The 15584-nt window shown below is 41.0% G+C and carries 18 protein-coding genes and 1 pseudogene; 12 read left to right on the forward strand and 7 right to left on the reverse strand.

The genetic code is table 11. The features are described 5' to 3' along the window. Positions 1-157, forward strand: a 157-nt coding sequence (locus tag QL886_RS02445) for an SEL1-like repeat protein (protein WP_290177687.1), incomplete at its 5' end; no start/stop codon positions are given. Positions 158-514: 357 nt separating this feature from the next. Here the strand turns inward: QL886_RS02445 and truC are convergent. Next, entirely contained in the window at positions 515-1288 is a 774-nt protein-coding gene (gene truC / locus QL886_RS02450) for a tRNA pseudouridine(65) synthase TruC (protein ID WP_290177538.1), read from the reverse strand. A gap of 50 nt (positions 1289-1338) precedes the next feature. Here truC and QL886_RS02455 point away from each other — a divergent pair, with 50 nt between their 5' ends. Further along, complete coding sequence (locus QL886_RS02455; RefSeq protein ID WP_290177688.1) at positions 1339-1668, forward strand: pirin-like C-terminal cupin domain-containing protein; 330 nt, start codon at positions 1339-1341, stop codon at positions 1666-1668. A gap of 227 nt (positions 1669-1895) precedes the next feature. On the opposite strand, the gene QL886_RS02460 is transcribed toward QL886_RS02455, so the two are convergent. Both QL886_RS02460 and QL886_RS02465 read right to left on the reverse strand, forming a co-directional pair. After that, positions 1896-2174: a peptidylprolyl isomerase gene (locus tag QL886_RS02460; protein ID WP_102078430.1), complete on the reverse strand. Its 279-nt coding sequence runs from the start codon at positions 2172-2174 to the stop codon at positions 1896-1898. A 273-nt stretch (positions 2175-2447) separates the two neighbouring features. After that, positions 2448-3083 carry a TetR family transcriptional regulator C-terminal domain-containing protein gene (locus QL886_RS02465; RefSeq protein ID WP_290177539.1) on the reverse strand — a complete coding sequence of 212 codons (636 nt, stop codon included), beginning with the start codon at positions 3081-3083 and terminating at the stop codon, positions 2448-2450. Between the two features lie 486 nt (positions 3084-3569). On the opposite strand from QL886_RS02465, the gene rutA reads away from it, so the two are divergent. The 9 genes and pseudogenes from rutA to QL886_RS02510 all read left to right on the forward strand — a co-directional run bounded on the left by rutA (position 3570) and on the right by QL886_RS02510 (position 11802). Beyond that, positions 3570-4673 (forward strand): pyrimidine utilization protein A, encoded by a 1104-nt coding sequence (gene rutA / locus QL886_RS02470; protein ID WP_057761066.1) that lies wholly within the window; start codon positions 3570-3572, stop codon positions 4671-4673. A gap of 14 nt (positions 4674-4687) precedes the next feature. Further along, complete coding sequence (rutB, locus tag QL886_RS02475) at positions 4688-5407, forward strand: pyrimidine utilization protein B (RefSeq protein WP_290177540.1); 720 nt, start codon at positions 4688-4690, stop codon at positions 5405-5407. Positions 5408-5482: 75 nt separating this feature from the next. Beyond that, positions 5483-5866, forward strand: coding sequence for a pyrimidine utilization protein C (gene rutC / locus QL886_RS02480; RefSeq protein WP_057761062.1), 384 nt, complete (start codon positions 5483-5485; stop codon positions 5864-5866). Positions 5867-5998: 132 nt separating this feature from the next. Further along, positions 5999-6580, forward strand: coding sequence for an NADH-dependent FMN reductase RutF (gene rutF / locus QL886_RS02485; protein ID WP_191114002.1), 582 nt, complete (start codon positions 5999-6001; stop codon positions 6578-6580). Between the two features lie 26 nt (positions 6581-6606). After that, positions 6607-7974, forward strand: a complete 1368-nt coding sequence (locus tag QL886_RS02490; protein WP_290177689.1) for a solute carrier family 23 protein — start codon at positions 6607-6609, stop codon at positions 7972-7974. 39 nt (positions 7975-8013) lie between these two features. Further along, the gene (locus QL886_RS02495; RefSeq protein ID WP_290177541.1) at positions 8014-9513 is read left to right on the forward strand and encodes a CoA-acylating methylmalonate-semialdehyde dehydrogenase; all 1500 of its coding nucleotides are present in this window, start codon (positions 8014-8016) and stop codon (positions 9511-9513) included. 108 nt (positions 9514-9621) lie between these two features. Then, positions 9622-10239: pseudogene (gene ribB, locus QL886_RS02500) on the forward strand (3,4-dihydroxy-2-butanone-4-phosphate synthase); the annotation flags it as partial. Positions 10240-10410: 171 nt separating this feature from the next. Continuing rightward, complete coding sequence (rutD, locus tag QL886_RS02505) at positions 10411-11187, forward strand: pyrimidine utilization protein D (RefSeq protein WP_290177542.1); 777 nt, start codon at positions 10411-10413, stop codon at positions 11185-11187. 18 nt (positions 11188-11205) lie between these two features. After that, entirely contained in the window at positions 11206-11802 is a 597-nt protein-coding gene (locus tag QL886_RS02510) for a malonic semialdehyde reductase (protein ID WP_290177543.1), read from the forward strand. Between the two features lie 429 nt (positions 11803-12231). Here QL886_RS02510 and QL886_RS02515 read toward each other — a convergent pair whose 3' ends face one another. From QL886_RS02515 to QL886_RS02530, 4 genes are all read right to left on the reverse strand, one after another. After that, a complete protein-coding gene (locus QL886_RS02515) occupies positions 12232-12651 on the reverse strand; it encodes a hypothetical protein (RefSeq protein ID WP_290177544.1) in 420 nt (139 codons plus the stop codon). Further along, positions 12648-13178 (reverse strand): hypothetical protein, encoded by a 531-nt coding sequence (locus QL886_RS02520; RefSeq protein WP_290177545.1) that lies wholly within the window; start codon positions 13176-13178, stop codon positions 12648-12650. The genes QL886_RS02515 and QL886_RS02520 overlap by 4 nt, the downstream gene beginning before the upstream one ends. Positions 13179-13188: 10 nt before the next feature. Beyond that, positions 13189-13584: a hypothetical protein gene (locus QL886_RS02525; RefSeq protein WP_290177546.1), complete on the reverse strand. Its 396-nt coding sequence runs from the start codon at positions 13582-13584 to the stop codon at positions 13189-13191. Positions 13585-13885: 301 nt separating this feature from the next. Further along, positions 13886-14317 (reverse strand): Lrp/AsnC family transcriptional regulator, encoded by a 432-nt coding sequence (locus QL886_RS02530; protein ID WP_057761040.1) that lies wholly within the window; start codon positions 14315-14317, stop codon positions 13886-13888. A gap of 168 nt (positions 14318-14485) precedes the next feature. Here QL886_RS02530 and QL886_RS02535 point away from each other — a divergent pair, with 168 nt between their 5' ends. Continuing rightward, on the forward strand, positions 14486-15580 hold the full coding sequence (locus QL886_RS02535; protein WP_290177547.1) for an ornithine cyclodeaminase: 1095 nt from the start codon (positions 14486-14488) through the stop codon (positions 15578-15580). Positions 15581-15584 lie beyond the last annotated feature (4 nt).

Raw genomic sequence — 15584 nt, forward strand, 5'->3', positions numbered from 1 at the left:
GCAAGGTCATGCCGCATCTCAATATCAACTAGGTACAATTTACCAAAAAGGTAGAGGCGTTCGTCAAGATAAATTCCAAGCAAAAGAGTGGTTCGGTAAGGCTTGTGATAATGGTAATCAAAATGGATGTGATGCGTATCGAACATTAAATGAATAATAGTAACAACTTTTTCTGATCTTTTATTAATGATTTAAATGCTTCCTTGTAATTAATACCTAATGTTTAAGACATTAGTCAAGTTATTATATGTCTTTATAGACAACTTGAATTATATAGCACAAAGATTTTTTTAAAGAGACTCTAATCTACAAAGCTAATAACTTATAAACGGAAGCTAAATTGTAAGAAACCTTGATGCTATATGATGTATTAAAAAAATATGGGAAACCAATAAGTGTATAGTGCATCGATCATGAATAAAATTTGTAGAGTAGGTACACTGTGATCGTTTTAGCAGTTTAAACCTGAGATACCATTAGCCTACAACCTAAGCTTCAAGTCCCCACTAGGAACTTAAACCTCAACACTATCTGTCCAAGAGAACTCTTCTAAGATACGCATCCATTGATCGTCTAATCCTGCTGTTAATACTAGTGGCTCACCAGTGACGGGGTGGCTGAGCGCTAAAGTCTGAGCATGCAGCAACATACGCGTGCAATCATAGTGAGTACGAAAAAATCGTGTATGACGTATATCGCCGTGACTGGTATCACCCACGATGTGATGGAATACATGTCTCATGTGCCGACGCAGCTGATGTTTGCGTCCAGTTTCAGGCGTTAAGCGCACCAGACTATAGCGGCTAGTGGCATGCTTTTTTGATACTGCAAATGGCAGCTCAATTTGTGCCAAACTTTGCCAGTGGGTGACCGCTTCTTGAGCAGGTTTATCTAAGTTGGCAAATTTATCGGCAATGGCATCAGGTTTAAAGCTCAACGCATAGTCAACAGTACCTTGTTCAGACATAAAGCCACGCACCACGGCCAAATATTGCTTGGTCACTTTGCGTTCAGTAAACGCTTCGGTAAGGCTACGTGCCACGGCTGAGCTCTTGGCAAACAACAACACACCTGATGTAGGTTTGTCTAACCTATGTACGGGAAACACATGGCAGCCTACCGCATCACGTGTGAGCTGCATGGCAAAGCGTGTCTCATCTTTGTCCAGCCAACTGCGATGCACCAACAGACCAGCTTCTTTATTAATCGCTACTATATACTCATCTTCATAGATAATTTCTATTTGATCAGCAGTATTGCCTTCGATATCCATGTTTTCATTGCTCATATTTTAGATGCATCAATTATATATTCTTTTGTTAGACCTGTAGTGGCATAATAAATTTAGAGCCGGGCTTTGAGTACGGTATCTTGGTTTCAGAAGGCAAGGTTTGTCAACAAGACCAGTTATTCCGTTTTCATGATAGCGATGTCGCCAATAATAAAAGTATTAAGCTGGCTGCCAAAAAGGGCACACGTCTCATGTTCATCGGCGGCGAACCGCTTAATCATCAAGTGCTAATGTGGTGGAACTTCGTTGCTGATAACAAAGCTGAGATTGAGCAATCTATTATTGATTGGAATAATGGTCATGAGCGTTTCGGTAATGTTGACTCTGATATGAAGCGCTTGCCTGCACCTGAACTACCGAAAGGTTTTAAAGGCTGATTATAACTTATCTCGCCCCTTACTATTTGACCTTAACTCGTAGAAAACTGCTTAAGTAAAATACTGCTTAAATAAAATAAGGGTAGTTTGACGTAAGGATTAGAAAGGGTAGGTCGACCAAACATCAAGTCCTGATTCACACATAATTACTACGATGTTAAATCATATATGAATCAGGATGACATTTGAGATATAGCTCAGTTGGCTTACAATCAAAACACCAATGCTTAAGTTCTATAAAGGACTTTTACGACATGCCAGCCAAATTTGGTCTTTACTAAATGCGGGGTAAATAGTTCGCCGGTAAAGCAAACCTTATCGAATGGCCCTACCATATCACCTTTGCCAAACTCACCTAGACTGCCACCTTTCTTACCTGATGGGCAGGTTGAGTATCGCTTGGCCAGTACATCAAACTTAGCACCTTTTTTAAGCTTGGCAATAATGTCCTCAGCTTGTTCTTTATGTTTTACTAAAATGTGCAATGCGCTAGCGGTACGAGCCATAATGTAACCCTTTCATAAAATATCAATTATCGGAACATTATATCACTACTTACCTTGGTTGCTAACCTCACTTGTAAGTGCTGATTTCTCCCAAGTCATCCTTATACAATCGTGACTATAGGGATTGGAGAAAAGAAGTTTTAGTCATGTAATGTTTTATTTAAACTACAGTCTTTATTTAAACTACAACCCTTAAATGATGGACATAAAAAAAGCCTCAATCTTCAGATTGGGGCTTTCCGAATTGGGTAACCGTACTTTACTCATATCAAATTACGGAATCAAACTATCTACCAGAAGTTGAATGCTAGTGTTTAATGCCTCATTAGCGAACTTCTTATTTCTCAAGCTATGATTACACACCGCTTCAGTTTGAATAGAAAAGTCAGAATAGTGCTGAGTGACTGCCCAAATATGAAAAATCAGATGGATGGCAGACACGGACTTAATCTTGTTATCTGCAATCCAGCCATCAATCACTGCCACCTTTTCACGAACCAAAGACCTTAAAGGGCCTTTTAATACGGCCATCAAATGAGGTGCCCCTTGTATAATCTCTAACGCATATAGTCTCGATGCTGCAGGCGATTTTTTTGAGATTTTATATTTTTCTTCAATATAGGTCTTAAGGGCAACCTTTGGATCTTGGTTGGCGTTAATCTCACTCAAAGGCAATAGCCACTTACTCAGCACCTTTTCTAAAACAGCAACATACAGAACTTCTTTACTTTGAAAGTAATAAAATATATTCGATTTAGATATGTCAGCTTCGTCGGCAATTTGCTCCATGCGCGCGCCATTTAACCCCTCTTGGGAAAATACGATCAATGCAGCATTAATGATATGTTCTTTCTTTTTTAATATCTTTGCACTCGTCTCTGTCTCTTCTTTTAGTGCGTATTCTTTCACTATATTTTCCCTCATCGTAAAGCCAAAAAACCTAGTTTTAAATGATAGTTGATTCAATTTAAAAAAGGGTAGAAGTAACCAAAGGCAGATGCTACTGGTTGATCAAAATAGATATGTCAACTACTCCAACAGCGAGCAATACCATATCGGTTTGCAGGTTCACTAACTATAGACACCTGCTGTTGACCAGTCTTTTCTGCTGTTCATTCCACCTTATCTTCATCCAAACCACCATCAAAATGTACTTATAAACAATTTATACATTTGTGCACTATTTTATAACACTTTGCACCAATTTATAACAGCCCGCACTATTTCTCTGCATATTTTTAGACCATATGGTTTAATAATTTTTGTATGAAAAAAATATAAGTTATTGATAAATAACAATTAATTAATTTGGCATAAATTATGCTACATAAAAAACATGAAATAATCTTTATTTCTTTTATCGCTCTTTTCTTCCTCAAACGTATAGGTGAAATCATGGAAATAGGTATTTTTTGTCCGATTGGCAACAATGGTTGGTTAATTTCAAAAAACGCGCCGCAATACAAGCCAACATTTGAGCTTAATAAGCAAATTGTGCAACGTGCTGAGCACTATGGTTTCGATTTTGCGCTCTCGATGATCAAGCTACGCGGCTTTGGCGGGGAGACGGAGTTTTGGGATTATAACCTTGAAAGCTTTACCTTGATGGCAGGATTAGCTGCGGTCACGTCCAAGATAAAAATCTATGCCACATCGGCGACGTTGGTCATGCCACCAGCAATCGTAGCAAGAATGGCATCAACGCTTGATAGCATCTCAAACGGGCGTTTTGGATTGAATGTCGTGACTGGTTGGCAAGAAGCAGAATACGGACAAATGGGAATGTGGCCAGGCGACGATTATTTTGGTAAGCGCTATGACTACCTATCTGAATATGTACAAATTTTAAGAGATCTGTGGGCGACAGGTCAATCTGATTTGAAGGGTGAGTTCTTTCAGATGAATGACTGTCAAGTGAAGCCTATACCGAAAGCGGATATGAAGATTATCTGCGCAGGTCAATCAGATACAGGGTTAGCGTTTTCTGCAAAATACGCTGACTATAACTTTGTCTTTGGTAAAGGTCTGAACACGCCAACTGCCTATGCCGGTATCAATGATCGCTTAAAGGTACATACGGATAAGACGGGTCGTAACGTTCCAACCTATGTCCTCTTTATGGTCATTGCCGATGAGACCGATGAAAAAGCCCAAGCAAAATGGCAGTCGTACAATGATGGCGCGGATTTTGAAGCCATTGATTGGCTGCAGTCACAAGGTGGTAAGGACAAAACCTCAGGCAAAGATACCAACGTTCGCCATATGGCCTCAAGCGTTTCGCCAGTCAATATCAACATGGGTACGCTGGTCGGCTCTTTTGAAAACGTCGCCAGTATGTTGGACGAAGTCGCTGAAGTACAAGGTACAGATGGCGTTCTATTGACCTTTGATGATTTCGTGCAAGGCGTTGAGGATTTTGGCAGCAGAATTCAACCGCTGATGCAGAGCCGCATCAATGTCGATACACCAGTGGCCAGCCAAGCTGTCAGCGAAGCCTAATACAAGGAGCAGATATGAATTCGGTTAATACAATTTGTGCAGACTTTACCAAGGAATCATCTCCTGTTTTAGAGTCGTTGCCTGAACCTATCAAGCTAGATCCATCCCAGACGGCGCTGATCGTCGTGGACATGCAAAACGCGTATGCCAGCCAAGGTGGTTATCTAGATTTGGCTGGGTTCGATGTCACAGCGACCAAACCCGTCATCGATAAGATAAAGCAGGCCGTGGATATTGCGCATCAATCTGGCATACAAGTCATCTACTTTAGAAATGGCTGGGACAATAAATATGTGGAGGCTGGTGGTAGTGGGTCGCCCAATTATCACAAATCAAATGCCCTAAAAACCATGCGTAAGAATCCTGAAATTGAGGGAACGCTATTAGCAAAAGGGGGCTGGGATTATGAGTTGGTCGACGAGCTTAGCCCTGCACCTCAAGACATCGTTATAGATAAACCTCGATATAGCGGCTTTGCTAACACTAACTTCGATAGCGTATTGCGATCACGTGGCATACGTAACTTATTGCTCACAGGTATCGCGACCAACGTCTGTGTTGAATCGACGCTTCGAGATGGATTTTTCCTTGAGTATTTTGGGGTGTTATTAGATGACGCTTGTTATCAAGCAGGGCCAGTAGAGGCTCATGAGGCCACACTATATAACGTAAAAACCTTTTTTGGTTGGGTGTCTGATGTTGCCAGCATGCAGCAGTGTTTTACAGATAGCTAACGTTTTACTTAGCCAGTTTTTAGCAACCTAAACCATGCTTTTCATACTTAACCTAACCGCAATAGGAATGTAGATATGTCTAAACAAGTGATTATCCCTGAAGGTACTAGCAAACCATTAGCCCCTTATGTACCCGCTACCAAGGCCGACAACATCGTTTATGTCTCGGGCACCTTGCCCTTTGATGAAAACAACGATGTCGTACATGTGGGTGATGCCGCTGCTCAAACCCGCCATGTGTTAACAACGATTCAAAACGTTATTCAAACTGCTGGCGGCGATATGGATGATGTGACGTTTAATTCAATCTTTGTAAAAGATTGGGCAGATTATGACGCAGTCAATCAAGTCTATGCAGAATTCTTTCCCAATGAAAAGCCAGCAAGATTTTGTATCCAATGCGGGTTGGTAAAACCAGACGCTTTGGTCGAAATCGCGTCCATAGCGCACATTGGATAAAGACCTGTTTAAAAATGACTGCAGTTAGTGAATTTAAAGTTACCTGACATGGAACCCCCTAGCATTGAACTGTAGTAGGGCGCTTTAGTTGACTACACATGTGGCGGAATATTGTTTAAAAGGAAATGACAGATGAATACAGTAATTAAAGAAAGCCAAGTAACGCAATCCTCACTAATGAAACATAAGTCTAAAGAATCATTCACCTCTACGGCAGGAAACTTAACCGACATGCAGCAGTCTTTTAGAGATGCAATGAGCAAGTTGGCTGCTGCCGTGAACATTATTACCACTGAGGGTCCAGCAGGGCGAGCAGGATTTACCGCCTCAGCAGTGTGCAGTGTCACTGACGAACCGCCAACCCTATTGGTGTGTCTAAACCGAAGCGCTTCTGTATACAAATTTTTTAAAGAAAATATGGTGCTATGCGTCAACACCCTTGGTCTTGAACATAAAGATTTAAGCGGTGTGTTCGGCGGCAAAAAGGCGCTGGAAGAAAGATTTGAGCAAGGCAATTGGTCCACGCTGTCAACCGGATCGCCTGTATTAGAGGATGCCAGTATTTCTTTTGATTGCAAAATCAAACTCATCAGCTCGGTGGGGACCCACGATATTCTTATTTGTGAAGTATTGGATATCAAACACAAGCCTGATTGTGAAAGTCTCATCTATTTCAATCGAGACTACCATCAATTAAGTAAGTGCAAAAACTAAGTATCACACCTCTACTTTTTTTAAGGATATTCAAAATGGATAAATGGTTTGTGAAATGGCGTCCCTACACCGGGAACCTAGAAACGACACCGGTAGGTATCAATGAATACTTACCAATGGGTAAAAGTGTGGTGTTAGGCGCACAGCACTCATTTGCAATGTTCGGTGCGACAATCTTAGCTCCCTTACTGATGGGCTTTGATCCTAGTTTGACCATGCTTATCACTGGTATAGGCACGATACTTTTCTTTCTTATTACTGGTGGTCACGTACCAAGTTATTTGGGCTCTAGTTTTGCATTTATCGGAGCGGTTGCAGCAGTAACAGGGTATAGCGGCGCTGGTATCAATCCAAATATTGGTATTGCCCTTGGGGGTACTGTTGTCTGCGGAGTTTTATACGCACTGATGGGTCTGCTGGTGATGAAAACAGGGACAGAGTGGATTGAGAACTTGATGCCACCTGTGGTCACTGGGTCCATCGTCATGATTATCGGGTTGAACTTAGCGCCGGTCACCATACAAAGCGTCATCGGCAGTAGCTTTGACTCTTGGATGGCATTAGTCACCGTATTGTGTATCTGTTCAGTCGCCGTATTTACCAGAGGCATGGTCAGACGCCTGTTACTGTTAATCGGATTGGTCGCTGCATATTTTATTTATTTCCTATTAACCAATGTATTGGGCATGGGCACGCCTATTGATTTTAGTCCAATTGCAAATGCCGCTTGGTTCGGTATTCCAGCCCTTTATTCTCCTGTCTTTGAAACCAGTGCCATATTAGTGATTGCACCCGTCTTTATCATCTTGATCGCTGAAAACCTTGGGCATTTCAAAGCAGTAGAAGCCATGACTGGCAAAAGTATCTCACCTTATATGGGTAGAGCATTCTTCGCTGACGGCCTTTGTACCACGCTTTCGGCTTCGGTAGGCGGCACTGGTATGACGACTTATGCAGAAAACATAGGCGTGATGGCCGCGACCAAAATTTACTCTACAGTCGTCTTTGTCATAGCAGGTGTTTTTGCAATCTTATTGGGCTTATCCCCTAAGTTTGGAACCTTGGTAAGCACCATCCCAGTGCCTATTTTGACTGGTGCCTCAATCGTTGTCTTTGGTTTGATTACGATCGCTGGTGCGCGTATTTGGATGAATGCAAAAATTGATTTTAGTAAGAATGGCAATATGTTGGTAGCCGCCGTTCCAGTCATTTTAGGCACTGGTAACTATTCACTAAACATTGCTGGCTTTGATTTAGGTGGTATCGGTACTGCTACTTTTTTAGCCATTCTTATGAACCTCGCTTTCAATTTTAAAAACAAACAAAAAGAGGTGAGCGTGACCACTGAGAGAGAAATTGCTACATCAGAGCCGCTCTTAAAACTCAATCCATAAATTTAAACCCTATTTGATATTACCTTAAGGAACCGTGTCATGAATACAGAACCACGCAGCGTACAACAATTGATCAATGGCGAATTTACCGAATCAACGACCACAGAATGGATTGATATCACCAATCCAGCCACTCAAGAAGTTATCGCTAAGGTACCACAATCAACACCTGCGGAAATCGAGCAAGCCATCAAAACAGCATCTGAGGCCTTTCAGAGTTGGCGTGTCACACCTATCAGCAAACGAGCCCGTGTTTTCTTAAAATATCAACAACTGATACGTGAGCATATGGATGAGCTGGCAGCGCTACTGACTGAAGAACAAGGTAAGACACTGGCAGATGCTAGAGGTGATGTATTTAGAGGTCTTGAGGTCGTAGAGCACGCATCAGGTATCGGTAACTTGCAGCAAGGTGGCTACATCGAAAACGTCGCCAGTAGTGTTGATATGTATACCGTGCAGCAGCCAATAGGCGTCTGTGCAGGTATTACTCCCTTTAACTTCCCTGCCATGATACCACTATGGATGTTTCCAATGGCCATCGCCACAGGCAACACGTTCATCTTAAAACCCTCTGAACAAAACCCAATCGTTACCATGAGGTTGGTCGAGCTAGCGCTTGAGGCAGGTATACCAAAAGGGGTATTGAATGTGGTTCATGGCGGTAAATATACCGTGGATGCCCTGTGTGATCACCCTGATATAAAAGCGATATCTTTTGTTGGCTCAACTGCGGTGGGTAAGCATGTCTATGATCGAGCCGGTCAGGCTGGCAAACGTGTGCAATGTATGATGGGTGCGAAAAACCATGCCGTTATCATGCCTGACGCCAATAAAGAACAAAGTCTGAATCAGCTAGCAGGGGCCGCATTTGGTGCAGCAGGGCAGCGATGCATGGCACTGTCTGTCGTGGTATTGGTTGGAGAGTCTAAACAGTGGGTTGATGAGATTGTAGAAAAATCAGCACAGCTAGTCGTTGCCGCTGGCAAGGATGACAAGGATTTGGGACCTCTAATATCCAAGCAAGCCAAAGCCCGTGTCGAGCGCTTAATTCAAGCAGGCGTTGACGAAGGGGCAACTCTCAGACTAGATGGCCGTGGTTGTCAGGTAGCAGGCTATGTGGATGGCAACTTTGTTGGTCCAACTATTTTGGACAATGTAACCACTGATATGAGCTGCTATACCGAAGAGATTTTTGGCCCTGTCCTGTGCATTATGTATGCCGACACGCTTGAGGAAGCCATTAAGATTATCAATACCAATCCGAATGGTAATGGCACCGCAATTTTTACTCAGTCTGGCGCTCATGCACACAAGTTCCAACAAGATATCGATGTTGGACAAGTTGGTATTAATTTACCAATTCCAGTACCGCTACCAATGTTTTCATTTACAGGGTCTAGAGCCAGTAAGCTCGGTGACTTAGGTCCTTATGGCAAGCAAGCGGTGCAGTTTTATACACAGACCAAAACAGTGATATCACGTTGGTTTGATGAAGATGCTAGTGAAGGCGTAAATACCACTATCTCTATGAAGTAGCTGTACGGCCTATCAAACGTAGGACGTTATGTAGAGCGCGTGATTGATTGATAATAGGCTCTACATAACAACATACAAAAGCAAATATAAATGCAAATGGTGGATTTTATGAATATCAATACAATACCAGAAATCATTGAAGATATTAAAGCAGGCAAGATGGTCATAATCATGGATGATGAGGATAGAGAAAACGAAGGTGACCTGATCATGGCAGCCACTTTAGCCAAACCTGATGATATCAATTTTATGATCACCCATGCCAGAGGTTTGGTTTGTTTGACCTTGACCTCCGAACGTTGTAAAAAATTAAAACTACCTCTCATGTGCAAAGACAACCAAGCACCTTACAGTACAAATTTCACCGTTTCAATTGATGCAGCAAAAGGCGTAAGTACCGGAATATCAACGGCAGACAGAGCTCGGACTATCAGAACTGCCGTGTCTCAAGACGTTACTTTTGATGACGTCGTAACCCCAGGCCATATTTTTCCATTAGTGGCTAAAGAAGGTGGTGTCTTAGAGCGGGCTGGGCATACGGAGGCAGGTTGTGATCTAACGAGACTGGCTGGTTTAGAACCTGCTGCGGTTATTGTAGAGATTATCAATCAAGATGGTGAAATGGCTCGTAGAAATGATCTGATGAAATTCGCCGATACTCATAACCTAAAGGTCGGCACCATAGACGCGTTAATTAAATATATTAAATCTCAAGAGGCCATCGAGAGTAAAGGTGAAAGCGAAGTCGAAAATTTCGAAGAAACCGTAGCGTATGAATATGATGAAAGCGATGAGCGTACCGCTGAATTGATTTAGTAAATTTAATTTAACTTGATTTTATAAGCTATTAGATACTTTTACTACAATTTGAATTTTACTAAAATTGGATGAAACCCTATGTTAGTTAAAAAATATCCTTGTAAGAACGACACGTCAGAAATGGTCGTATTTAGTTCAGGTTTAGGCGGGCATGCTGATTTTTGGTTACCTCAAATTGAGAGTTTTACCGAGCATTATAATGTGATTTGTTACGAACAAGAGGGGGTATCAGCTGATAGTGATTTCTTACCCGATGACTATTCTATGCAAGATTTAGCAGAACAGTTAATTGTAATATTGAAACAAGAAGGGCTTTCTAACTGTCATTTCGTCGGTCACGCACTTGGTGGGTTTATTGGTATGGAAGTCGCTTATAAAGCGCCAGAATTATTAGATAAACTGGTCATCCTAAATGGTTGGGAAAGCCTAGATCCTCACACTATTAAATGTTTTCGTATGCGAACCAGTTTGCTACAAGATACAGGGGTAGAAGCATTTGTACGCGCTCAAGCGATATTTTTGTACCCGCCGATATGGATCTCAGACAACATAGACGTACTCACGCAAAAAGAAGATAAAGCCATCGCTAACTTTGCTCCCGTTAAGAACGTCTTAACGAGATTAAAAGCCTTGCAGGCTTATCAACCTCTGATAAACGCTAAGCATATCAAAAATAAAACGCTAGTTTTAAGCAACCTCGATGATGTTTTGGTGCCATGGCAACGCGGTCTGGCTTTAGCTGAAAATATGCAGAATGCTCAATTTGAGTTGATGGTGACAGGTGGCCATGCCAGTACAATCACAGAGACCTGCTCAACCAATAGCAAAATCCTTCAATTCTTATCCAAAAATTAATATCAATTAGGACGTACTATGACTGATTCCCTATCGTTAACCTCAGAAGGTCTTGACCAACTGTTTGGTAAGGCCAGATCCTTTAATGCTTGGCAAAAAAAAGACGTACCAGATGCACTACTTGAAGAGATCTATCACTTAGTTAAAATGGCACCTACCTCGGCCAACTGTTCACCGGCGCGGTTTGTATTTCTTAAATCTGATGACGCTAAAGCGAAATTAGAGCCAGCACTGTCATCAGGTAATATCGAAAAAACAATGACAGCACCTATCACAGTGATTTTCGCTTATGATGAAGAGTTTTATGAGCAACTTCCCAAATTATTCCCACATACGGATGCCAGATCGTGGTTTAACTCTAGCCCTGAACTCATAAAAGAAACGGCGTTTAGAAACAGTTCTATGCAAGCGGCCTATCTGATTTTGGCTTGTAGAGCCTTGGGTTTAGACACAGGCCCAATGTCTGGATTCAATAATGAACTGGTAGATAAAACCTTTCTTGAGGGTAGCAAATGGACTTCAAATCTACTGATTAATATAGGTTATGGTCAAGAAGATCAATTGTATAGCCGTCTGCCAAGATTGGACTTTGATGAGGCTTGTCAGATTTTATAAAAACAAGCGATTCATCCATGTGAAAGGGTAGCTGCTTTCGACTGGGTTATTAAGTGAACCATGATGACGCTTAATAACCATTTTTGATTACAAAGCTTTGAAACTAAAGGTTCTCCGCTACAGCTCTGTTATTGCAGGCATAAAAACAGCCCCAACCTTGAGATTGGGGCTGTTTAAATTTGGCAAATGTAATATGATTCGAACCAACGATCTCTATCATGTTTGAGTAGGTTGACCAAGCAACGTATTATTACACTCTCTTATAGATATTTCTTGTATCAGCCTACAGCTATCTGAGCTATGCTACATATATTTCTCTGTATATGACTATATAGTAGGCTAAGCGAGACTGACATCGTATCCACATTATAGAGGATTGGTTATATTAGAATATAAACAAACTTCCGAGATTTACGGTTTTTATATTTCTTACTCTACAGCGTTAGCTGATAAGAAAAGAGATTTTGATAAAGCCGAGAAAAAATCTTGATATATTTTAGGATTTTCAATTGGTTTCAAGTTGTATTGCGCGTTTGCTCTAACAATTACAGATTTTCCAGAACTAGAAGGTCTTGCAGTAACAGTCATCCTGACTTTATTACCACTGACTAGTCTAGTAGCTGAAACTGTACCAAGATCTGTATCAGCTTTATCAATGACAAAACTCAAATCTTGTAAGGTTGATATTACATTTCTAACTACTATAGTTTTATCACTGGTATCAAAAGCTCGCGTTTGCATACTGCGTAGCTCTACTTGATTATCAGCGCCCAAAATTCTAGCATCATGTGTTGCACAACCTGTAATAGCGAGGAAGGCAGCGAAAAAAGTTATTTTTAATAATTTCATATTTCTTGAGCCTCTAAAAATACTGATTTAGATAATTTACTGAAGAATTCAACATATAGCTCTTCTGTCTTCATGGTTTCGGCTTTGGTTACTTGTCCTTGAGTATTTGTCACAATACGCTGAAAAGTAGCCCTAGCTAAATAACCTTCATTGTTGAGCTTAGAAGGTAGTGTGACGAAACTAACTTTAATTTGCTGCTCGCTATCAACTGACATATTGCCACCACCAAGGACGGCTAATATTACCGCGCCTGCTATCTGCGCGTTATTGGTGGCACTTACAGTCTTAGACGCTGTAATAACACCTGATTTTGTTTCGGTTTCGTCTATCGAATATCCCATATCTTGTAATACAGCTACTCCAGCTGAAAGAAGTGAGATCTCATCTTTTGTCTCAAAAAATCTAGACTGCATTTGTCGTTCTTGTAGAGAGGTCTCAGAAGCTTGAAATAAGTTTTCTGGTGCAGTTGTCGCGCAACCAGTCATTGCTAAAGTACAAGCGACAAAGATATATTTCATTTTTTTCATTAGTTTGACCCTAGAACTTTGATGAATGATAGGCAAAGTCTCTTACCAAGTTTTGTTCATCAAATTTTATTATTATAGTAAGTGTTCTCTGTGAGGTAGATGACGCCCCTGAACTAGATTGACCACCAGCTAGAACAGCAAATACCCAACCTGTACTTGATGACTGAACTCTATCTGTAGCTACTTTATCGTAAACCCAGACCTCTCTTCTTTGATCATCTGTAGAGACCATATTCGGTGACCCAAGTGCTTGTAATACATCTGCACCACTCATGCCTACTTTGATTTGTTTTTGAACAACGCCCACAGATATATTTGAATTGCTTTGAACTTGTCCAGCATGATGTGCTGCTGAAACACAGCCACCAAGTGATAAAGCGGCTATTAGAGTAAATATAGCTTTCATCTTATTTCCTTTTTAATAGAGTGATATGCACAGTATAAGTTAGGTGTGAAAACATGATATTTTCACACCTAACTTAGATAGACACAATGTAACGGTTTAGTTAACAAATGTAAATAAAAAACTATACAATACAAGGCTTTTGTTCTTTATTTACATTCATACTTTCATATGATTTAAGAAAATAAATTTAAAGAAATCTTTTATTTATTTTGATATTAACGTGAATAGTAGACTTACCTATAATGGCAAAGGGAGTGCCATCTAAGTATTCAATATTATTGGTGATACAAGTGTCGCTATATTACAAACTCGAAAGCAGAACGCTTGTTTCGCTATTCAAAATGCCATCAATTTCTCTGACTTGACGCAGCACTTCATCAAATTCCCTTAAGCTTGTCGTATGTATCTCTCCTACCAAGTCCCATGCCCCATTGGTCGTATGTAGCTTAATCAATTGCGGTATACCTCGCAGTTTCCTAATTACTTGTGAAGTAGACTTGCCTGTTACTTCAATCATCATCATCGCTTTGACCGTTTCTTTATCTAGTGCCTCATGCACTCGAATCGTAAATCCTAAAATAGCACCGTTGTGAATCAGTCTATCCAATCTGTTTTGGACAGTGGCACGAGAGACTTTGAGTTTTTTAGCAAGGTTGGAGATGGTTGCTCGACCATCTTGTCGAAGTTCAGATATCAATTCGCTATCTAGAGAGTCATAAGTGTAATACGCCATAAAAATGCTTCCTTCATTAGATTTTGACATTATGCTAAGTAGCACCTAACAATGTGTCAAAAAAATGTCCATATTTAGTGAATTATTGACATTTTAACTGACAATTATAATTGGTAGCATATTAATTGTCGGTTAAATAAATAATATTCATGGAATGGAGCAAAATTAATGTCTAAATTTATCGTATCACAGAAGCAGGGTGTGCCATTTGTTAGCGTACAGGCGATGGCTGAAATCATTAGTAATTATGGTATAGAGCAGACGATAAAAGAATTGGTAGATGCTTTAGAACAAGATTTTTCTCGTTGGGATAGTTTTGAAAAATCCAGTCGTTTTGCTTCTCATTCCAAAGACGGTGTCATAGAGTTGATGCCTGTCAGCGATGGTGAAATGTTTGCGTGCAAATATGTCAATGGCCATCCAATCAATACCAAGCGTGATTTGCAGACGGTAGCCGCTTTTGGCTTATTGTCTGATGTCGATACAGGCTATCCCATTCTGCTGACAGAAATGTGTATTCTAACCGCATTACGTACTGCGGCGACTTCTGCATTGGTTGCCAAACATTGTGCGCCCAAAAACGCCCAGACTTTAGCGCTTATCGGTAATGGTGCTCAGGGTGAGTTCCAAGCAATGGGTATGAAAGCAGTCGTGGGTATCTCAAAAGTGCGTTTATATGATGTCGATTCAGCCGCGTCTGAAAAAGTAGCGCATAACCTTGCCGATTCAGGCCTAGAGATTACTATCTGCGAAACGGTAGAAGAAGCAGTTGAAAGTGCAGATATCATCACTACCTGTACCGCAGATAAGAAAAACGCCACGATTCTTCGTGATGATATGGTCAAAAAAGGTGTCTATATCAATGCTATCGGTGGTGACTGTCCTGGCAAAACGGAGTTGGATGCCAACATCCTGTTAAGAGCCGATCATGTGATTGTGGAGTTTGAACCACAAACTCGTATTGAAGGCGACATTCAGCAGCTCTCTCAAGATTTCCCTGTGACAGAGTTTCACCGCATCGTAAACGGTGAAAAAGAAATACGCACCAATGAAGATAACTTGGTTGTATTTGATGGTGTTGGTTTTGCCTCAGAAGACTTTACGGCTTTGGTATTTTTGCGTGATTTGATCAAAAAGCAGGATGCCTATGAGCTGCTTGACTTGATTCCTCAGCAACAAGACCCTAAAAACCTCTATTCGGTCGTAAAAGCTCATAGCAAAGATCGTAGCCTAGAGACGGATGAAGCGATGGCCGCATCATAAGTCA

The organism is Psychrobacter sp. APC 3281 (genome assembly GCF_030407815.1).
GTDB lineage: Bacteria > Pseudomonadota > Gammaproteobacteria > Pseudomonadales > Moraxellaceae > Psychrobacter.

Excerpts from the sequence above, each read along its gene's own strand:
- QL886_RS02460 (WP_102078430.1), bottom strand. The coding sequence starts at position 2,174 with ATGGCTCGTACCGCTAGCGCATTGCACATTTTAGTAAAACATAAAGAA.
- QL886_RS02495 (WP_290177541.1), top strand. The coding sequence starts at position 8,014 with ATGAATACAGAACCACGCAGCGTACAACAATTGATCAATGGCGAATTT.
- QL886_RS02515 (WP_290177544.1), bottom strand. The coding sequence starts at position 12,651 with ATGAAATTATTAAAAATAACTTTTTTCGCTGCCTTCCTCGCTATTACA.
- truC (WP_290177538.1), bottom strand. The coding sequence starts at position 1,288 with ATGAGCAATGAAAACATGGATATCGAAGGCAATACTGCTGATCAAATA.
- QL886_RS02520 (WP_290177545.1), bottom strand. The coding sequence starts at position 13,178 with ATGAAAAAAATGAAATATATCTTTGTCGCTTGTACTTTAGCAATGACT.
- rutA (WP_057761066.1), top strand. The coding sequence starts at position 3,570 with ATGGAAATAGGTATTTTTTGTCCGATTGGCAACAATGGTTGGTTAATT.
- QL886_RS02525 (WP_290177546.1), bottom strand. The coding sequence starts at position 13,584 with ATGAAAGCTATATTTACTCTAATAGCCGCTTTATCACTTGGTGGCTGT.
- rutD (WP_290177542.1), top strand. The coding sequence starts at position 10,411 with ATGTTAGTTAAAAAATATCCTTGTAAGAACGACACGTCAGAAATGGTC.
- rutB (WP_290177540.1), top strand. The coding sequence starts at position 4,688 with ATGAATTCGGTTAATACAATTTGTGCAGACTTTACCAAGGAATCATCT.
- QL886_RS02535 (WP_290177547.1), top strand. The coding sequence starts at position 14,486 with ATGTCTAAATTTATCGTATCACAGAAGCAGGGTGTGCCATTTGTTAGC.
- QL886_RS02530 (WP_057761040.1), bottom strand. The coding sequence starts at position 14,317 with ATGGCGTATTACACTTATGACTCTCTAGATAGCGAATTGATATCTGAA.
- rutC (WP_057761062.1), top strand. The coding sequence starts at position 5,483 with ATGTCTAAACAAGTGATTATCCCTGAAGGTACTAGCAAACCATTAGCC.
- rutF (WP_191114002.1), top strand. The coding sequence starts at position 5,999 with ATGAATACAGTAATTAAAGAAAGCCAAGTAACGCAATCCTCACTAATG.
- QL886_RS02510 (WP_290177543.1), top strand. The coding sequence starts at position 11,206 with ATGACTGATTCCCTATCGTTAACCTCAGAAGGTCTTGACCAACTGTTT.